At 54.7% G+C, this 18,181-nt stretch carries 15 protein-coding genes; 13 read left to right on the plus strand and 2 right to left on the minus strand.

Translation table 11 applies throughout. The features are described 5' to 3' along the window. The first annotated feature begins 261 nt into the window (after positions 1 to 261). The 13 genes from J3353_RS09955 (at position 262) to gpmI (ending at position 15,618) form a co-directional block, all read left to right on the plus strand. A complete protein-coding gene (locus tag J3353_RS09955; RefSeq protein WP_207684772.1) occupies positions 262 to 597 on the plus strand; it encodes a hypothetical protein in 336 nt (111 codons plus the stop codon). An 828-nt stretch (positions 598 to 1,425) separates the two neighbouring features. After that, the gene (locus J3353_RS09960; protein ID WP_207684773.1) at positions 1,426 to 2,877 is read left to right on the plus strand and encodes a sugar transferase; all 1,452 of its coding nucleotides are present in this window, start codon (positions 1,426 to 1,428) and stop codon (positions 2,875 to 2,877) included. Beyond that, positions 2,874 to 3,878 carry an NAD(P)-dependent oxidoreductase gene (locus tag J3353_RS09965; protein ID WP_207684774.1) on the plus strand — a complete coding sequence of 335 codons (1,005 nt, stop codon included), beginning with the start codon at positions 2,874 to 2,876 and terminating at the stop codon, positions 3,876 to 3,878. Before J3353_RS09960 ends, J3353_RS09965 begins: the two co-directional genes overlap by 4 nt. A 2-nt stretch (positions 3,879 to 3,880) precedes the next feature. Next, positions 3,881 to 4,984, plus strand: a complete 1,104-nt coding sequence (locus J3353_RS09970; RefSeq protein WP_207684775.1) for a glycosyltransferase — start codon at positions 3,881 to 3,883, stop codon at positions 4,982 to 4,984. A 9-nt stretch (positions 4,985 to 4,993) separates the two neighbouring features. Continuing rightward, positions 4,994 to 5,968 (plus strand): glycosyltransferase, encoded by a 975-nt coding sequence (locus tag J3353_RS09975; protein ID WP_207684776.1) that lies wholly within the window; start codon positions 4,994 to 4,996, stop codon positions 5,966 to 5,968. A 15-nt stretch (positions 5,969 to 5,983) separates the two neighbouring features. Beyond that, positions 5,984 to 6,982, plus strand: a complete 999-nt coding sequence (locus tag J3353_RS09980; RefSeq protein WP_207684777.1) for a glycosyltransferase family 2 protein — start codon at positions 5,984 to 5,986, stop codon at positions 6,980 to 6,982. A 12-nt stretch (positions 6,983 to 6,994) separates the two neighbouring features. Beyond that, entirely contained in the window at positions 6,995 to 8,143 is a 1,149-nt protein-coding gene (locus tag J3353_RS09985) for an EpsG family protein (protein WP_207684778.1), read from the plus strand. Between the two features lie 11 nt (positions 8,144 to 8,154). After that, a complete protein-coding gene (locus J3353_RS09990) occupies positions 8,155 to 9,111 on the plus strand; it encodes a glycosyltransferase (protein ID WP_207684779.1) in 957 nt (318 codons plus the stop codon). A gap of 13 nt (positions 9,112 to 9,124) precedes the next feature. Next, positions 9,125 to 10,084, plus strand: a complete 960-nt coding sequence (locus J3353_RS09995; RefSeq protein WP_370569192.1) for a glycosyltransferase family 2 protein — start codon at positions 9,125 to 9,127, stop codon at positions 10,082 to 10,084. A 12-nt stretch (positions 10,085 to 10,096) separates the two neighbouring features. After that, positions 10,097 to 11,545: a flippase gene (locus tag J3353_RS10000; RefSeq protein ID WP_207684781.1), complete on the plus strand. Its 1,449-nt coding sequence runs from the start codon at positions 10,097 to 10,099 to the stop codon at positions 11,543 to 11,545. 267 nt (positions 11,546 to 11,812) lie between these two features. Beyond that, the gene (pgk, locus tag J3353_RS10005; RefSeq protein ID WP_097773591.1) at positions 11,813 to 13,021 is read left to right on the plus strand and encodes a phosphoglycerate kinase; all 1,209 of its coding nucleotides are present in this window, start codon (positions 11,813 to 11,815) and stop codon (positions 13,019 to 13,021) included. Positions 13,022 to 13,223: 202 nt separating this feature from the next. After that, positions 13,224 to 13,994: a triose-phosphate isomerase gene (tpiA, locus tag J3353_RS10010; protein ID WP_207684782.1), complete on the plus strand. Its 771-nt coding sequence runs from the start codon at positions 13,224 to 13,226 to the stop codon at positions 13,992 to 13,994. 97 nt (positions 13,995 to 14,091) lie between these two features. Next, positions 14,092 to 15,618 carry a 2,3-bisphosphoglycerate-independent phosphoglycerate mutase gene (gene gpmI / locus J3353_RS10015; RefSeq protein ID WP_207684783.1) on the plus strand — a complete coding sequence of 509 codons (1,527 nt, stop codon included), beginning with the start codon at positions 14,092 to 14,094 and terminating at the stop codon, positions 15,616 to 15,618. An 86-nt stretch (positions 15,619 to 15,704) separates the two neighbouring features. Here the strand turns inward: gpmI and J3353_RS10020 are convergent, their stop codons facing one another. Both J3353_RS10020 and pyk read right to left on the minus strand, forming a co-directional pair. After that, the gene (locus J3353_RS10020; RefSeq protein ID WP_097770351.1) at positions 15,705 to 16,157 is read right to left on the minus strand and encodes an S-ribosylhomocysteine lyase; all 453 of its coding nucleotides are present in this window, start codon (positions 16,155 to 16,157) and stop codon (positions 15,705 to 15,707) included. Positions 16,158 to 16,174: 17 nt separating this feature from the next. Beyond that, entirely contained in the window at positions 16,175 to 17,923 is a 1,749-nt protein-coding gene (gene pyk, locus J3353_RS10025; RefSeq protein WP_117476045.1) for a pyruvate kinase, read from the minus strand. Positions 17,924 to 18,181 lie beyond the last annotated feature (258 nt).

Here is an 18,181-nt window from a genome sequence, read left to right on the forward strand (position 1 = left end):
GGATATTACATTTATAGCAAACCAGTTTGATGTGATAAGAGAGTTATATTCAAATCATGAAAGTAATTTAGAAGCTGTAATGGTAGATTTTAAAAGAAGTCAAGGGCTAATATGTGATAAATGCAACAAAATCAGGTTAGGATTATACTGCTAAAAGAGGGTCTGTGAGTTGGCTTTATAAGAAAATATGAACATAGTTGTTGTTATTTTGTTTTTCAAATGCTATACTGAAGCCATCAAAAAACATTGGAGGTGTCCCCTATGCCCCGTCCCAAAGGAAGCAAGAACAAGCCCAAGACCGTAAAAGCAACCGTTGACTTTGCTGCACAGATCGCTGAAAAGCAGGCTGCAAAGGAAGCCGCTGCCGCTGAAATTGCATCTATCACCGCGAACATTGATGCTCTGAAAGCAGACTTGAAAACCAAGAAGGCCTCGCTCAAAAAATTGGACAAAGAACTGGTGAAGCTGGAGAGTAAGAAAAAGGATGCTGAAACCAAAGCAGCGGAATCCGCAAAGAAAGCTGAAGCTGAGGATGTGCTGAAGAAGCTGCTGGCATCCGGTATGACGGCAGATGAGATTCTCGAAAAGCTGAAATAAATATTTTAGAGCCGTGTGGATCAGTCGGAGCGTAGAGTTATAGCTCTGGCAAGTTCACGCGGTTTTCTTATATAATTGGTAATTGGTGAGACTCGGAACGAATAGAACTGTTCCATATCGAACGAAATGACTACATTTCCCACACCATGGCTCAAAATCACGTCCGGAGAAATTTCAGTTAATCAGCAAGAACATGTTGGCAATCTAGCTGTCATAGAGCTTCTGAGGAGAGTGCTTGGGAGAGCTGCTGCCCCGGCGGAAGCCCTAGGCCTCAGGCGCTCGAACCGTGGAATGACGTGAAAATATACGCTGAAATCTGAAAAATGCAGGTCAGAAGCGAAACGGATTGAATCCTTGCAAATAACGCTGAAACGTGATATAATTGTGGTACGAACAAACCGGTTTTGGTACGACAACGGTATGTTCTGGTACTGTAACTGTTGTTACGAAACTGTGAAGAACTACTTGGAAAAGTGCAAAAATTCAGCGTAGCTGCGATGACACCTATCAGGTCCAGGTCGTGTCCTGGTACGACAACGAGAACTCCTACACCTCTCAGATGGTCCGTACCATTAAGTGCTTCGCTGAGAACTGCTGATCGGAGTTTCTCCTGAGCTGAATAAAGCTTGACTGCGCCCTTTCTCTTGGGTGATGCGAGAGAAAGGGCGCTTTTTGCTGACCATTTTGGGCGCGATAAGGTGCTTTCGTAAAATGGTACGACCCATTCGTAATGATCCGACAAAAGCAGCACGCATTCGATCTCCATCTATTGCAACCCTTCTCCCGATATGATAAAATGGTAAAAATAAATGGAGACAACGAAACAGTATGATTACGAAACGTGAAAAACTGCAGTATGGATACCTGTTTCTGATTGATCTGCTCTCTCTGGTTCTCAGCATCGGGCTGGCGTGGGGGCTGACCGCAGGTGTTCTGCACAAGATGGGGGACTTCCAGCTGGACGATCTGGTAGAAGCCTGTTTTTTATTGCTGCTGGCCTATATTCTGACTTTTTTTACATTTGATCAGAGCGAAAATATCGTGAACCGCACTCCGATTCGTGAAGTTGAAATTGCGGTGCGGTTCAATTTTTTGCTGACTCTCATTGATGCGGCCTGCCTGGCGCTGACCAAGGCTTCCATGCTGCATTCCCGCTATTTTCTGGTGTTTGTGCCCATCATCGATGTCTTTGTGATGACGGGCGCTCATGCTGTCCTCAAAAAGATGTTGGTACGCTCCCGCTATACCAAGGGGATTCAGAGCCTTGTGGGGGTGGTGACCACGCAGGAGAACGCAAGCCCTATTCTGGAAGAACTGAAAAAGGACTGGTCCAAGCGTGTGACCGGCCTTGCCATTCTGGAAGCTGCCCCGGAGCAGCTTCACACTGAGATCGATGGGGTGAAGATCGAGGCGAACTTCGATAATTTCATGGACTGGCTGCGGCAGGCAGCGCTGGATGAAGTGTACCTGGATGTGGCGCAGGAGAGTGAGGAGAACATGCTGCCCTACCTCGAGGAGATGGAGAGCATGGGTCTGACAGTCCATTTCCGCCTGCCGGTGCTGGACCGGATTGAAAAAGCCTGCTGCGATGAGACCAGTGCGGTGCGCATCAGCCGGGAACTGAGCCGCTGTGCGGGCGGCAATGTTGTGACGATGGGCACGGTGGAACTCAAGCTGCGGGATCAGGTGCTGAAACGGACCATGGATATCGTAGGCGGCATCGTGGGGTGCATCATCAGCATCCCCATCATTGCGTTGGTGGCCATCCCGCTCAAGCTGGAAAGCCCCGGCCCGCTGATCTTCAAGCAGCGCCGGGTGGGCCGGAATGGACGGGTGTTCTACATCCACAAGCTGCGCAGCATGTATGTGGATGCGGAAGCACGCAAAAAGGAACTGATGGCCCAGAACGAAATGAACGGCCTGATGTTCAAGATGGAAGATGACCCCCGGATCACCCGGGTGGGGCGCTTCATCCGGCGCACCAGTATCGATGAGCTGCCGCAGTTTTTTGACGTTGTGCGGGGCTCCATGAGCCTGGTGGGTACCCGCCCGCCCACGCTGGATGAGTACCGGCAGTACGAGAGCCATCACAAGCGCCGCCTTTCCATGAAGCCGGGAATTACCGGCCTGTGGCAGGTAAGCGGCCGCAGCGATATTGATGATTTTGAAGAAGTGGTCAAGCTGGATGTCCAGTACATCGACAACTGGTCCATCTGGATGGATATCTACCTGCTGTTCAGGACGGTGGGCGTTGTGTTTGACCGGAAAGGGGCAAAATGAATTATATTCTTTTTGGTGGATCTGGTTTTATCGGCACCCATCTCATTCATTTGCTGCTGAAGGAGTGCGTCAGACCCGGCGACGTGATCTACGACCTGGATCTTGTGATGCCCGGGGAAGAGGGCGTGGTGCCGGGCATTGTGGAAAAGAACGATGGGGTGCAGTATATCCGGCTGGATGTGCGCAAGCCCATCGATTTTGAGTTCGTTCCGACTCCGGAGGACGTGATCTTTGATCTGGCAGCGGTCCACCGCACCCCCGGCCACCCGGAAGAAGCCTATTTTGAAACAAATATCCGGGGCGCGGAAAATGTGACCGCATTTGCGGAAAAATACGGCATCCGGAGGATCCTGTTCACCAGCTCCATTGCACCTTATGGTGCGTCTGAGGACCTTAAGACTGAGGAGACTCTGCCAACTCCCAACACGCCGTATGGAATCAGCAAGCTGGTGGCAGAAAAGATCCACCAGATCTGGCAGGCCCGTGATCCGGCCCGGGAGTTGACTATCGTGCGGCCAGGCATCGTTTATGGCAAAGGGGAGCACGGCAACATGACCCGCCTGTACAGGGGGCAGAAGAAGGGCTACTTTTTCTATGCCGGCCGGAAGGACACCATCAAGGCGTGCATCTATGTCAAGGAGCTGGTGCGCTTCTTCAAGTACCGGATGCTGGATCATTCTTTCCCCGGAGCAGAGATCTATAACTGTACTTACGAGTCGGCCTATACCATTGAAGAAATCTGCAATGCGATGCAGAAGGCGACCGGCCTGCACCGCCATGTGCCGTTGGTGCCCGCCGGACTGCTGCTGTTTGCGGCGGGCATTCTGGGACCCATCGGGGGCAAAAAGGTGGGCATCCATCCCGCCCGTGTCCGGAAACTGATGGTATCCACCAATGTCTGCGGCAGAAAGCTGGCCGCCACCGATTACAAGTTCCACTATACGCTGGAAGAGAGCTTCCGGGACTGGTTCGAGGATTGTGACCGCAAGGAGCTGGTATGACCATGGAGCAGAATGCACAGCCCATCCGTGTGGCCCAGATGATGACGGATATGAACTACGGCGGTGTGGAGATGGTGGTGATGAACTACTACCGCCACATGGACCGTTCCAGAGTTCAGTTTGATTTTTTTGCGCTGGAAGGCTCGACCCTGCCCCAGCGGGAAGAGATCGAACGGCTGGGCGGCCGGGTGTATGTGGTGCCAAAATATACCCACCTGCCGCAGTATGAACGGGAGATCGGGCGGCTGTTCCGTCAGAACGGATACCAGATCGTTCACTCCCACATGAACACCCTGAGCGTGCTTTCCCTCTGGGGGGCAAAGCGTGCAGGGGTGCCCAACCGGATCGCGCATAACCATTCTACGGTGGGCAGGGGAGAAGGGGCAAAAAATGTGATGAAGTACCTGCTCCGTCCCTTTGCCACAGTGTATCCCACCCGGCTCTGTGCCTGCTCCAGAACGGCAGGCAGCTGGCTTTATGGTGAAAAGCCTTTCCGGGTGTTCAACAATGCCATTGAGCTCGACCGCTTTACTTATGATGCCGCCAAACGGAAAGCCGTCCGGCAGGAGCTTGGCCTGGGGGGTGAACTGGTGCTGGGCCATGTCGGACGGTTCTGCTATGCCAAAAATCACGAATTTCTGCTGGATGTAATGGCGGAGGTCTGCAAGCAACGGCCGGATGCCGTTTTACTGCTGATCGGAGAAGGGGAAAACGAGGCCGCTGCCCGCCGGAAAGCGGAGGCGCTGGGGCTGCAAAGGAATGTCCGCTTTCTGGGCCGACAGAGCGATCCCGCAAAGTTCTATCAGGCCATGGATGTCTTTGTTTTGCCCTCGCGGTATGAGGGGCTTGGGATCGTGCTGATCGAAGCACAAGCGGCGGCATTGCCGGTCATCTGTTCCACAGAGGTGCCGCAGGAGGCTCAGGTCCTGCCCGAGATGCAGTACCTGAGCTTGCAGGAAAGCCCGGCAGTCTGGGCGGATGCTGCGATCCGGGCTGCAGAAAATGCCCGGCGGCGGGATACCTCTGTCGAGATGCGGGCAGGCGGCTTTGATATCGTCACCGAGGCGAAGAAGCTGGAAGAGTTTTACTTCGACCTGCTGAAATGAGGAGATAAGATGGACCCTTTGGTAAGCATCATCGTTCCTGTTTATAATGTAAAGCCATATCTGAACCGCTGTGTGAACAGCTTGCTGGGGCAGAGCTATCAGAACATGGAGCTGCTGCTGGTGGACGATGGCTCCACCGATGGCAGCGAGACCCTCTGTGATGAATATGCTGCACAGGATGCCCGGGTGCGGGTGCTCCACAAGAAAAATGGTGGTCTGTCCGATGCCCGCAACGCTGGTGTGGACGCAGCAAAGGGGGAATATCTCTCTTTTGTGGATGGCGATGACTGGGTGTCACCCTATTACATCGAGAACCTGTACCGGGCACTGGAGCAGGCAGGAGCGGATTTTTCAGCCAGCTGTTTTGAAGAGGTGTTCGAGGGCCAGCCGGTGCAGTCCGTGCCCACAGAGCGTCTGGAAGCATTTGAGATCCTGAGCCGGGAGGAATGCCTGCGCCGCATCCTGTATCAGGAGGGCATGGAGGTGACCACCCCCACCAAGCTCTATAAGCGTGCACTGTTTGAGGGCGTGCGCTACCCGGTGGGCAAGCTCTATGAGGATATCCCGGTCGCCTACGAGGTGACAAAGCGTGCCCACAAGGCGGCACATATCGCAAACCGGGATTACTACTATTTCCAGCGGGGCAGCAGCATCCAGAATATGGCCTTCAACCCCAGAAAGCTGGACAGTGTGCGGCACTGCCATGCGCTGATGGAAAATGTGAAGCGTGATTTCCCCCAGCTGAGCCGTGCAGCAGAGTGCCGCTATCTGAGCAATGTCTACAATATCCTGTTCCAGATCCGGGACAGGCAGCATGAAAAAATAGAGAAGGCTCTCTGGCAGGAAGTGAAAAAATACCGCCGGAATGTTCTGCTGGACCCGCAGGCCCGCAAAAAGGCCCGGCTGGCGGCGGCGCTTTCCTACAGCGGCTATGCCATGACCCGACGGGTCTATGAAAAAACGCAGTGGCGTGGAAAAAAGTAAGGTGGAGGGATCCGGTTGGAGGAAAGAAAACCGCTTGTATCGGTCATTGTGCCGGTCTATAATGTTTATCCGTATCTGCGGGACTGTGTGCAGAGCGTGCAGGCGCAGAGTTACCAGAACTGGGAGCTGCTTTTGGTAGACGATGGCTCCACCGATGGCAGCGGGGAACTTTGTGATGAACTGGCTGTGGAGGATGGCCGCATCCGGGTGTTCCATAAGCCCAATGGGGGGCAGTCTGATGCCCGGAACGTTGGGTTGCAACAGACGCAGGGAAAATATTTTTACCTGCTGGACAGCGATGACCTGATCCGCTCCACAGCGTTTGACCAATTTGTGGAGCGCTGTGAGGCAGATGGTGCTGATGCAGCCCTGACCCCGCTGGAGATGTTCTCGACAGAGCAGCCGGAGGGACGGACGGAAAATCCGCACCAGATCCCAGAGCTGCTGAACCGGGAAGAGACCATGCGCCGGATGCTGCTGCATCAGGGCATCGGGCATGGGGCAGGCGGCGTTTTCTTCCGGCGGGAGGTTTGGGGCAATCTGCAGTTCCCTGTGGGCATCCTGTACGAGGACTATGCGGTGATGTATCGGGCCATTGCCCGCTGTGCAAAAGTGGAAGTGTTTCCGGAACCGATGTACGATTACCGCATCCATACCGGTTCGACCATGAAGAGCGGCATTGCCGAGAAGAATCTGGTCATTCTGGATGTGGGCGAAGACGTGACCCGCTTTATTGCGGAAACGGTCCCTGTGCTGAAAGCGGAAGCGGAGTACCTGCAGCTGGTTACATACCTGAAGACACTGAAAGGCATTCTGGATGGCGATTTTGCCAGCTATCCGGAGGCTCAGGCACGGATCTGCCGCTTTGTGCAGGAACACCGGGCGCTTGCCCGGTGGCCCTGGGCCAAAAGATCAGACCGGATCAAAGTGGAAACACTTCTGATCAGCAAGCGGCTGTTTTATGCCGTTTATGGGCTGGGAGAATGGAAAAATAAACACACAGTCGAAAAATAAAATGGAGAAGTTATGCTGATTTATCTGGGGGCTTTTGCGGTTTCTGTGGGCATTGCCGCCTATGGCGAGCACCTGCGGACGAAGAAAAACAACGAGAAGGGCTTTTATCTCTGCCTGGCGCTGGCAGTGCTGGTGATGGCGGTATTGGCAGGCTTGCGGGACCCGTCCATTGGTACGGACAGCGTGGTGTATGAGGGATGGGTGGCGGATGCAAAGCTGCAGGATGGTTTGCTGGCCTGCATCCGGCAGCGGCACAAAACAGAGCCGCTGTTTATGACGCTGGTCTATCTGGCGGCCCATGTTTTTGGTGATGTCCACTGGCTCTACTTTATGGTGGACCTGCTGGCCTGCGGCCTGTTTATGATCGGGCTGGTGCAGTATAAGGAGTATGTCTCCGTGCCCTATGGCTGGCTGGCTTACCTCTGCCTGTATTATGGCGATACCTACAATGCCGAGCGGCAGTCTGTGGCGCTGGGTGTGGCATTTTTGGCGTTCAGCTTTGCGTGGAAGAAAAAGTATCACTGGGCGGTTCTACTGCTGGCGGTCTCCTGCCTGTTCCACAATGCCACCTTTATCTCGTTTGGTGCGCTGTTGATCTATATCCTGCTTCAGCATTTCGACAACTGGTGGGTCAAGGGTGGCCTGGCGGCATTTTCGGTCTACCTTGCCTTCTTCAGCAAGGCTGTGGTCAGGCTGGCCCTGAATGTGGACTTCATTGATCGGCTTTACGGATATTATTATGATGCCAATGCGGGCGGCTTCACGCTGAATCCCATCATTGTGCGTCTGCCGTTCCTGATCCTGCCCATTGTGCTGTACCGCTGGTATGCCAGAGAGGAAGGGGCGGGCCATCGCCGCTTTACTCGCTCGGATGCCGATTTCTGGATCGTGATGATCCTGATCGAGATGGCAACGGCCCAGCTGCGCAACATCAATGTGCCGCTCTACCGCATCTGCCTGTATTTTGCGTTCTTCCGTTATCTCGCCATTGGACGTGTGGTCAAGTGCGTGGAGGATGAGCGTCTGCGCAAGCTGCTGAAGGCTGCCATGTGGGGAATGCTGGTCATCATCTGGATCTATCAGGCGTATATTCAGGGCAACAATGCCATTTGCCCGTACACCTCGGAGATCCTCCACATTGGCAGAGAAACATTCTTCTGAGGGAACAGAACATGGAGACAGAGCTGATCAGTGTCATTGTCCCGGTCTACAATGTGGAGCGATATCTCCGCCGCTGCGTGGACAGCATCCTGCACCAGACCTATCGGAATCTTGAGGTCCTGCTGGTGGATGATGGTTCCACCGATGCCAGTGGAGCCATCTGCGACGAATATGCCGCACAGGAAGAACGTGTAACAGCAGTCCACCAGAAAAACGGGGGACTCTCTGCAGCGCGCAACGCGGGACTCGAACGGGCACAGGGAACGTATCTCTGCTTTGTGGACAGTGATGACTTTCTGGATAGCCGGATGCTGGAAACGCTTTGCTGTGACCTGCAGGAAAAGGATGCGGACGTGGCTGTGGTGGGCTTCCGGACGTTTGAACGGGAGGAAGAGCTTGCCCCGGCAGAACTCACCGTACCGGTGCAGTGTATGACAGGCCGGGAGGCCATCCGCAGCACCCTTGTCTCGGATAAGCTGGGGGATTTTGCCTGGAACAAGCTCTACAAGCGGGAACTGTTCCGGGAGGTGCGCTATCCACTGGGGCGGATGATGGAAGATCAGGGCACGACATATCGCATTTTTCAGCAGTGTAGCAAGGTCGCATACCGCCCGGTGCCGCTGTATTATTACTATCAGCGCCCGGACAGCATCCTTCACCGCAGGAACATGAAGTTCTACGAGGATAAGCTGGATATGGGCTATCAGAAATATCAGGCCATCCGGGAAGCATACCCGGGAATGACAGAAAATGATGCCGCCATGCTGAGCGTGGTGGAGCACTGCTATCCGTATCTGATGCAGGACACGGTGCGCCGCGCAAAAATGGAGGCCTTTCTGCAGGAGTGTGACCCGGCAGCGGCAAAGCTGCTCTGCACCAGCAGCCAGCAGAAGTATCAGCTGCTCAGATGCAGCCGGAGGCTGTATGCAAAACTGTTCCTGCTGAAGAATGGCCCGGCGGCAGAATAAGGGAGGAAAATTTGTGCTGAACGATACCGTCAGTATCATTGTGCCGATCTATAACAAAGAAAAGTATCTGGAAAAATGTCTGGACAGCATCCTCGGTCAGACCTATCGGGATCTGGAGATCATTCTGGTGGATGATGGATCAACAGACAACTCCCTTGCCATCTGCCAGCGCTACGCGGAAAAAGATCCGCGGATCAAGATATACCACAAGCCAAACGGTGGTGTTTCTTCTGCGCGAAATCTGGGATTGGAAAAAAGTACAGGAAAGTATATTTCATTTGTTGATCCAGATGATTTTATTCATTCGGAATTTATAGAACGGCTGGAAATGATGTTGGTGCAATCGGACGCGGAAATTGCATACTGTAAAATGCTGGATGTTTGGGAAGGCAGTGACGTAGAACATATTCCCCAAATTACAGATAAAGTTTGCATATTGGATGCAAGACGGTACGATTGGTTTACACCAGCAGCGCATAAGGTCGCCTGCGGCGCAGTATACCGAAAAAGCTGTGTGAAGGATATTCGATTTTCTGATGACCTGTATATTGGAGAAGATACTCTTTTCTTAGCAGAATGCATCAAAAAAGCATCTAAGATTGTTCGTTCGGAAAGTGAATTATACTATTACTACCGCAATGATCAGTCGGTAACGCTGTGCGATTATTTTACTGGAAAATTAACAGAAATGATGGCGTGGGAGCGAATTGTTGTATTGTATGCGAATGAATCACTTGTACAGAAGACTGCAAAAGCGGGATATTCACAGGTTTGTCGTGAGTTAGTGGTTAAATATGGAAAGAGTGCACGCTTTATGGAAGAAGGTTATCCGAAAGCAAAAGCAGGGTTTTACAGATGGGCAAAGGAAATGATGCAACAGCAACTTCAGGAAAAGAGATATTTTTACTGGCTTAAAACCATGTATTCGTATTTCTTCTGGGACGCATGGGTAAAGAAAAAACAGGGTGAGTGAAAGTATCTAGTTATGAAGAAATCGCTTACATTAAATGCAATAATGAGTGGAATCAAGACGATTCTACAAATTATCTTTCCACTGATTACATTCCCGTACATATCTAACATTCTACAAGTAAATAATTTGGGCAAAGTGAACTTTGCCAGCTCCGTCTGCGGGTATTTTCTGCTGTTTGCAGGCCTTGGCATCTCCTCCTATGCGGTGCGTGAGGGTTCCCGCTATGTGAACGACCGGGAAAAACTGTCGGCTTTTGCATCGGAGATGTTCTCCATCAATATGATCTCCACGGCCCTGACCTATGCGGCATTGGCTGTGACGATGCTTTTCTGGACAAAGCTCCATGCCTATACCGACCTGATGCTGGTGCTGAGTTTACAGATCTTCTTTACGACCATCGGCACCGAATGGGTGTTCACGATCTTTGAGGAGTATACCTATATCACAGTTAGAGGTATTATTTTTCAAATAATATCAATTCTGATGATGTTCGCATTTGTTAAAACGCAGGACGATTACTGTATTTACGCAGGAATTACGGTGTTTGCCGCAGCAGGTGCGAATATATTGAACTTCTTTCGAGCTAGGAAATATTGCACGATTCGACTGACAGCAAAAATAGACTGGAAAAAGCATTTAAAACCAATACTTCTGATTTTTGCATCGAGCTTTGCAATTACGATTTATGTAAATTCAGATGTGACAATTCTCGGAGTTTTAACTTCAGACTATCATGTGGGAATTTACACCGTTGCAATGAAGATATATACGATGGTAAAATCGGTTCTGGCATCTATTCTTTTAGTATCTGTTCCGAGGTTGTCTCGTTATGCGGGAATGCAGGATAGGCTGAATTTTGAAAGGCTTTTTAATAAAGTATTCGGGGCAATGGTATTAACCGTTCTTCCGGCTGTAGTGGGATTGTTTGAACTAAGTCAAGAGGTCGTTCTTTTTATCTCAAGCGAAAGCTATCTGGAAGCAGCTGTGCCACTTCGCATTTTGAGTATAGCACTGGTAGCAAGTTTATTTGGGTGGCTCTATAATACTTGTGTTTTGGTGCCATGGAAAAGAGAAGGTCAATTTTTGGTAGCAACGCTTGTGAGTGCAATTTTGAACGTGGGGCTGAACATCCTGCTCATCCCGCGGTTCCGGGAGAATGCGGCAGCCTTTACCACCCTGCTGGCAGAGCTGTGCTCCATGATGCTCTGTATCCGCTGCTCCAGGGGTCTGGTCACGGTCTCAGCTGACCGGCGCACCGTTGGCTCGGTGCTCTGCGGCTGTGTGGGCATCGTTCTTGTCTGTACCGGGGTCAAGGCACTGGCTCTGCCCAATCTCATCTGCATTCTGGCGGCAGTGCTGGGCTCAGTGGCTGCATACGCGGTCATCCTGCTGGGCATGAAAAATCCGCTGGTGCTGGAATATCTGGAAAAAGTGAAGCAGAAGTTCCGGAAAACATTCTGAATGGACAGGACCCGCTGCGGGGGCGAACACTCCCTGCGGCGGGTCTTTTTCAGAAAAAAAGGCGGTTTTTGGTGCGTTCCGGCAAAATCACCACATTTCTTTGCTTCTGCAACAAATGTTTGTTAATAAATTATCCATCCCCCGTCCTTGCAATACACACGCTTTTTGTTTATAATAAGGATGTACGGGGAAGTTCGCAGTGCGCGGCCCCCGATGAAGAGCAAAATTCGATTCCGAACGAAAAGAATTTGAGAGGAGTTTGTTACCATGGGTTTAGGTAAGAAAACGATCGACGATCAGAATTACTGCGGCAAGAAGGTCCTTGTCCGCTGCGATTTCAATGTCCCGATGAAGGACGGCGTGATCACCAACGAGAACCGCATCAATGCGGCTCTGCCCACCATCCAGAAGCTGGTCAACGATGGTGCTAAGGTCATCCTGTGCAGCCACCTGGGCAAACCCAAGAACGGCCCCGAGGCAAAGTTCAGCCTGGCACCCGTTGCTGTGGCTCTGAGCGCAAAGCTGGGCAAGACCGTTGTGTTCGCTGATGACGACAACGTTGTGGGCGAGAACGCAAAGGCTGCTGTTGCCGCAATGAACAACGGCGATGTCGTTCTGCTGCAGAACACCCGTTTCCGCAAGGAAGAGACCAAGAACATGCCTGAGTTCAGCCAGGAGCTGGCTTCTCTGGCAGATGCATACGTTGACGATGCATTCGGCAGCTGCCACCGTGCACACTGCTCCACCGCAGGTGTCACCGACTACATCAAGGATACCGCTGTCGGTTACCTGATGGAGAAGGAGATCAAGTACCTGGGCAACGCAGTCAACGATCCCGTTCGTCCCTTCACCGCCATCCTGGGCGGCGCTAAGGTTGCCGATAAGCTGAACGTCATCTCCAATCTGCTGGAGAAGGTCGATACCCTGATCATCGGCGGCGGCATGGCTTACACCTTCGTCAAGGCTCAGGGCTACGAGGTCGGCAAGAGCCTGTGCGACGATACCAAGCTGGATTACTGCAAGGAAATGATGGCCAAGGCCAAGGAGAAGGGCGTGAAGCTGCTGCTGCCCGTGGATGCAGCCTGCATCAAGGACTTCCCCGATCCCATCGACGCTCCCGTGGATGTCACTGTGGTGCCCGTCACCGCCATCCCTGCTGACATGGAGGGCTGTGACATCGGCCCCGAGACCATGAAGCTGTTTGCCGATGCTGTCAAGGCATCCAAGACCGTGGTGTGGAACGGCCCCATGGGCGTGTTCGAGAACCCCACTCTGGCAGCTGGTACTCTGGCTGTTGCCAAGGCTATGGCTGAGAGCGATGCTACCACCGTGATCGGCGGCGGCGACAGCGCAGCAGCTGTGCAGCAGATGGGCCTGGGCGACAAGATGACCCACATCTCTACCGGCGGCGGCGCTTCTCTGGAGTATCTGGAGGGCAAGGAGCTGCCTGGTATCGCTGTGATCCAGAACGCATAAGCATCTGAACCAGCATCACTGAGGTGCGGCGGCATATACGCCGCCGCACTTTTTATTTTGGATAATAAGATCTCTCAGGCTTGCCGACGCTCGCCAGCTCTCCATCCGGGAGGCAGGAGATGTCGTTTATCCTGCCTCTCCTGCCGGGAGAGGCGGCACCGAAGGCGGCGGGGAGGTATTTTGTGATAAGGAGATCGTTAGAATGGATAAGGCAAAGCGTAAGGCAATCATTGCAGGCAACTGGAAGATGAACAAGACCGCCACTGAGGCAGCCAAGCTGGTGGATGAGCTGATCCCCGCCGTCAAGGATGCTTCCTGTGAGGTCGTTATCTGCACCCCCTACACCGATCTGGTCACCGCTGTGGCAAAGACCAAGGGCACCAACATCCATGTGGGTGCTGAGAATGTCCACTTTGAGAAGTCCGGTGCGTTCACCGGCGAGATCAGCGCCGATATGCTGGTGGATCTGGGTGTGGAGTACGTCATCGTCGGCCACTCCGAGCGCCGCCAGTACTTTGCAGAGACCGACCAGACCGTGAACAAGCGCGCTCTGGCTGCCCTGAATGCGGGCCTGAAGGTCATCATCTGCGTGGGCGAGAGCCTGCAGCAGCGCGAGGAGGGCGTGACCGAGGAGCTGGTGCGGATGCAGACCAAGATCGCCCTGCGCGACGTGACCGCCGAGCAGATGGCAAATGTGGTCATTGCCTACGAGCCCATCTGGGCCATCGGCACCGGCAAGACCGCGACCGCTGACCAGGCCGAGGAGGTCTGCGCTCAGATCCGCAAGGTCATCGGCGAAGTGTACGGCGAGGCTGTGGCCGAGGCTGTCACGGTCCAGTACGGCGGCAGCATGAACGCCAAGAACTGCGAGGAGCTGCTGAGCAAGAAGGATGTGGACGGCGGCCTGATCGGCGGCGCATCTCTGAAGGCTCCTGATTTTGCTGTTATCGTCAATGCCGCTTCCAACGGCTGAGAAGGCCCTCTGACCTGTTTTCCCAGCGCCCGGCTGCGCCGTTTTTCCAGCGCTGTGCCGGGCGCTATTTGTTCTAAATCAAAGGAGATTCAACGTTATGTCCAAGAAACCTGTACTTCTGTGCATCATGGATGGCTTTGGCTGGGTGCCCAACGAGACCTACGGCAATGCCGTGGTCGCCGCAAAGACCCCCCATCTGGATGCCCTGATGGCAAAATATCCCATGACCACCATCGAGGCCTCCGGCATGGCTGTCGGCCTGCCCGATGGTCAGATGGGCAACTCTGAGGTGGGCCACACCAACATGGGCGCTGGCCGCATCGTTTACCAGCAGCTGACCCTCATCACCAAGTCCATCCGGGATGGTGAGATGTTCAAGAACCCCGTGCTGTTCAAGAACATGAAGGCTGCCATTGAGGCAGGCAAGGCCATCCACCTGATGGGCCTGGTGGGCACCGGCGGTGTCCACAGCCACGCTGACCACTGGTTCGGCGTGCTGGAAATGGCAAAGCACATGGGCGCAAAGGAAGTCTACCTGCACTGCATCACCGATGGCCGTGATACCGACCCCCACGCCGGCAAGGGCTTCCTGGCTGACCTGCAGGCCAAGCTGGATGAGCTGGGCGTTGGCAAGATCGCCAGCGTTTCCGGCCGTTACTACGCCATGGACCGCGACAACAACTGGGACCGCGAGGAGAAGGCTTACGCCGCATTCGTCTACGGTGAGGGCAACCACGCTGCCAACGCTGCCGAGGCCATTGAGGCATCCTATGCTGCCGATAAGACCGACGAGTTCGTTCTGCCCTGCGTCACCTGTGAGGGCGGCCGCGTGCAGGATGGCGATACCGTCATCTTTATGAACTTCCGTCCCGACCGTGCCCGCCAGATGACTCGCATCTTCTGCGATGACGACTTCAAGGGCTTTGAGCGCCGCGGCGGCCGCAAGCAGGTCAACTATGTCTGCATGGCCGAGTACGATGCCACCATGCCCAACTGCGAGGTCGCCTATCCTCCCGTGGAGCTGAAGAACGTTCTGGGCCAGTACCTGTCCGAGAACGGCAAGACCCAGCTGCGCATTGCCGAGACCGAGAAGTATGCACACGTCACCTTCTTCTTCAACGGCGGTGTGGAGGCTCCCTACGAGGGTGAGGACCGCTGCGTCATCCCCAGCCCGAAGGTTGCCACCTACGACCTGCAGCCTGAGATGAGCGCCCCTGAGGTGGCTGCTGAGTGCGTCAAGCGCATCGAGAGCGGTAAGTATGATGTGGTCATCCTGAACTTTGCCAACTGCGACATGGTCGGCCACACCGGCGTGTTCGATGCCGCTGTCAAGGCCGTTGAGGCTGTGGATACCGCTGTGGATCAGGTGGTCACCGCTGTGCTGAACGCAGGCGGCTGTGCCTTTATCACGGCCGACCACGGCAACGCCGAGAAGATGATGAACCCGGACGGCACTCCCTTTACCGCCCACACCACCAACGTGGTGCCCTTTGTGGCCGTTGGCTGCGGCGATGTGAAGCTGCGCGAGGGTGGCTGCCTGGCAGATATCGCCCCCACCATGCTGCCCTATATCGGCCTGCCTGTCCCCGCTGAGATGACCGGCAAGAGCATCATCGTGGAGTAAGCACTCTGTAAAAGAGCTTTCCTGAAACGCAAAAAGACCTCCCCGTGCAGGTGCTGCCTGCATGGGGAGGTCTTTTGCTGTATCGCTTAGTAGTGCAGCTGGTCAGCGGTCAGTGCTTCCAGCACCGGCAGCATGGCGGCTGCCTCGGCCTTGGCGGCGGGCAGATCCATATCGCGGTAGTTGCCGCATTCCACCTCGCTGGCACCGGGGATATCCCCCTCAAAGGCGGCCATGAAGCGGAAGGAATCCACAGTCAGCTCCAATGCCTGCGCCGGGGTCAGCCCGCGGGTGAGCAGGTAGAAGCCGGTGCGGCAGCCCATGGGGCCAACATAGATCACGCCGTCCTTCACCGCGCTGTTGCGGGCGTAGGTGGCAAACAGGTGCTCCAGCGTGTGGGCGGCACCGGTGGTCAGATAATCGCCCTGATTGGGCTTCTTCATCCGGATGTCCCAGGTCAGCACATCACCGTCCTGGCGGCTCAGGTACATGCCCCGGTCCAGTTTGGTGTGATCGACACAGAAGCTTGCAATGCGTTCCATGATGTTCTCCTTCAGGATCAGGCCTGCAGGCGCTGGACGCTGCCGTGGACACAATCCACAGCGATATCCAGGCCGTCGCGGATGTGGCTGCAGGCACCTGCGGCACCCACGATGGTGGGCTTGAGCAGGGAGTTGCCCACGATGGCAGCGTGGCTGTTCAGGCCGGGCTCCTCAACCACCAGAGCGGCGGCATCACGGACATAGCTCAGCATCTCGTTGCTGGTGGAGGGAACGACCAGCACCATGCCGGGGCGGAACTTTGCCTTGACCTCCTCCAGAGTGCGGCAGACGCAGGCCTTGCCGCTGGCGGAGACCAGATCGGTCTTGCCGCGGCCCACGCCCACACCGGTGGCCAGGCAGTTGCCCACCATGTGGATCTTGATCATGTTGGTGGTGCCGGAAACGCCCACGGGCACGCCTGCGGTCACAACGGTCAGCTCGCCGTTGTGCAGGTAGCCGTTCTTCTCGGCCAGAGCGGTGGACATCTCGATCAGCTCATCGGTGCTGTGGGCGGGGCCCATCAGCAGGGAAGTGATGCCCCAGCTCAGGGAGAGCTGACGCTGCACCTGCTCGTCCATGACGCAGGCAATGATGGGCTGCTTGGGGCGGTACTTGCTCAGCAGGCGGGCAGTGTTGCCGGATTCGGACACGGTGACGATGGCGGCAGCGTTCACGTCCTTGGCGGTCAGGCAGGCAGCATGAGCGGTTGCATCGCTGACGCTGATCTGGATCTCGGCGTGGCGCTGGGGGCGGTAGTGCTCCTCGTTCTCGGTGCGCTCTGCAATGGCGGACATGGTCTTGAGGGCCTCCACGGGGTAGTCACCGGCAGCGGTCTCGCCGGACAGCATGATGGCAGAGGTGCCATCGTAGATGGCATTTGCCACGTCGGAGATCTCGGCACGGGTGGGGCGGGGGTTGACCATCATGCTGTCCAGCATCTGGGTGGCAGTGACGATGGGCTTGCCGAAGGAGAAGGAGCGGTCGATGATGTCCTTCTGGATGCCGGGCAGCTCGGTGAAGTCGATCTCAACGCCCAGGTCACCACGGGCCACCATGACGGCATCGGCTGCGGAGAGGATGCTGTCGATGTTGTTCACACCCTCGCGGTTCTCGATTTTGGCAATGATGCGGATGTTGGAGTCGTACTCATTCAGCAGGTTGCGGATGTCGTACACGTCCTGAGCGGTGCGCACAAAGGAAGCAGCGATGAAGTCAAAGCCGTTCTGCACGCCAAAGATGATGTCCTCGCGGTCCTTCTGGCTCAGGTAGGGCATGGACAGATGCACGCCGGGCACATTGACACCCTTTTTGGTCTTGATCTTGCCGCTGTTCAGCACGGTGCAGATGATGTCGGTGTCGGTGACCTGCTCAATGTGCAGCATGATCAGGCCGTCGTCCAGCATGATGGTGCCGCCGGGCTGCACGTCCTGGGGCAGATCCTTGTAAGTGACGGAGCAGATCTCCTTGGTTCCCTCCACCTCGCGGGTGGTCAGGGTAAAGGTCTGGCCGGCTTCCAGCATCTCCACACCGTTCTTGAACTCCTTCAGGCGGATCTCGGGGCCTTTGGTGTCCAGCAGGGCGGCAACGGGCTTGCCCAGCTCCTCACGCAGCGCTTTCAGCTTTGCCAGACGGCCGCCATGCTCCTCGTAGGAACCGTGGGAGAAGTTGAAACGGGCCACGTTCATGCCGTTTGCGATCAGGTCGCGCAGGACATCGCCCTTATCGGTAGAAGGGCCCAGGGTGCAGATGATCTTCGTTTTTCTCATAAAATACCTCCAACGTTCACGCTATAATGCTCTCTATCTTGACGCAGCAGCCCAAGCTGGCTGCTCTCTGGCGGGCAGTGATTGCTTTGCGCCCGCGGCGGCAGTATACGCCAATATGGCTGTTTCAACAAACCATACCACTATACATTATAAGCTCTTGGATACAATAGCGCAAGAAAAATCTTTGCAAAGAAACTGCTAAGATTTCATCAGGTTTGAACAAAAAACTTTCCACCACAAAGCGCTTGCATAACCGGC

The sequence above is a fragment of the Faecalibacterium sp. Marseille-Q4137 genome, from assembly GCF_017377535.1.
GTDB classification, from domain to species: Bacteria; Bacillota; Clostridia; order Oscillospirales; family Ruminococcaceae; genus Faecalibacterium; species Faecalibacterium duncaniae.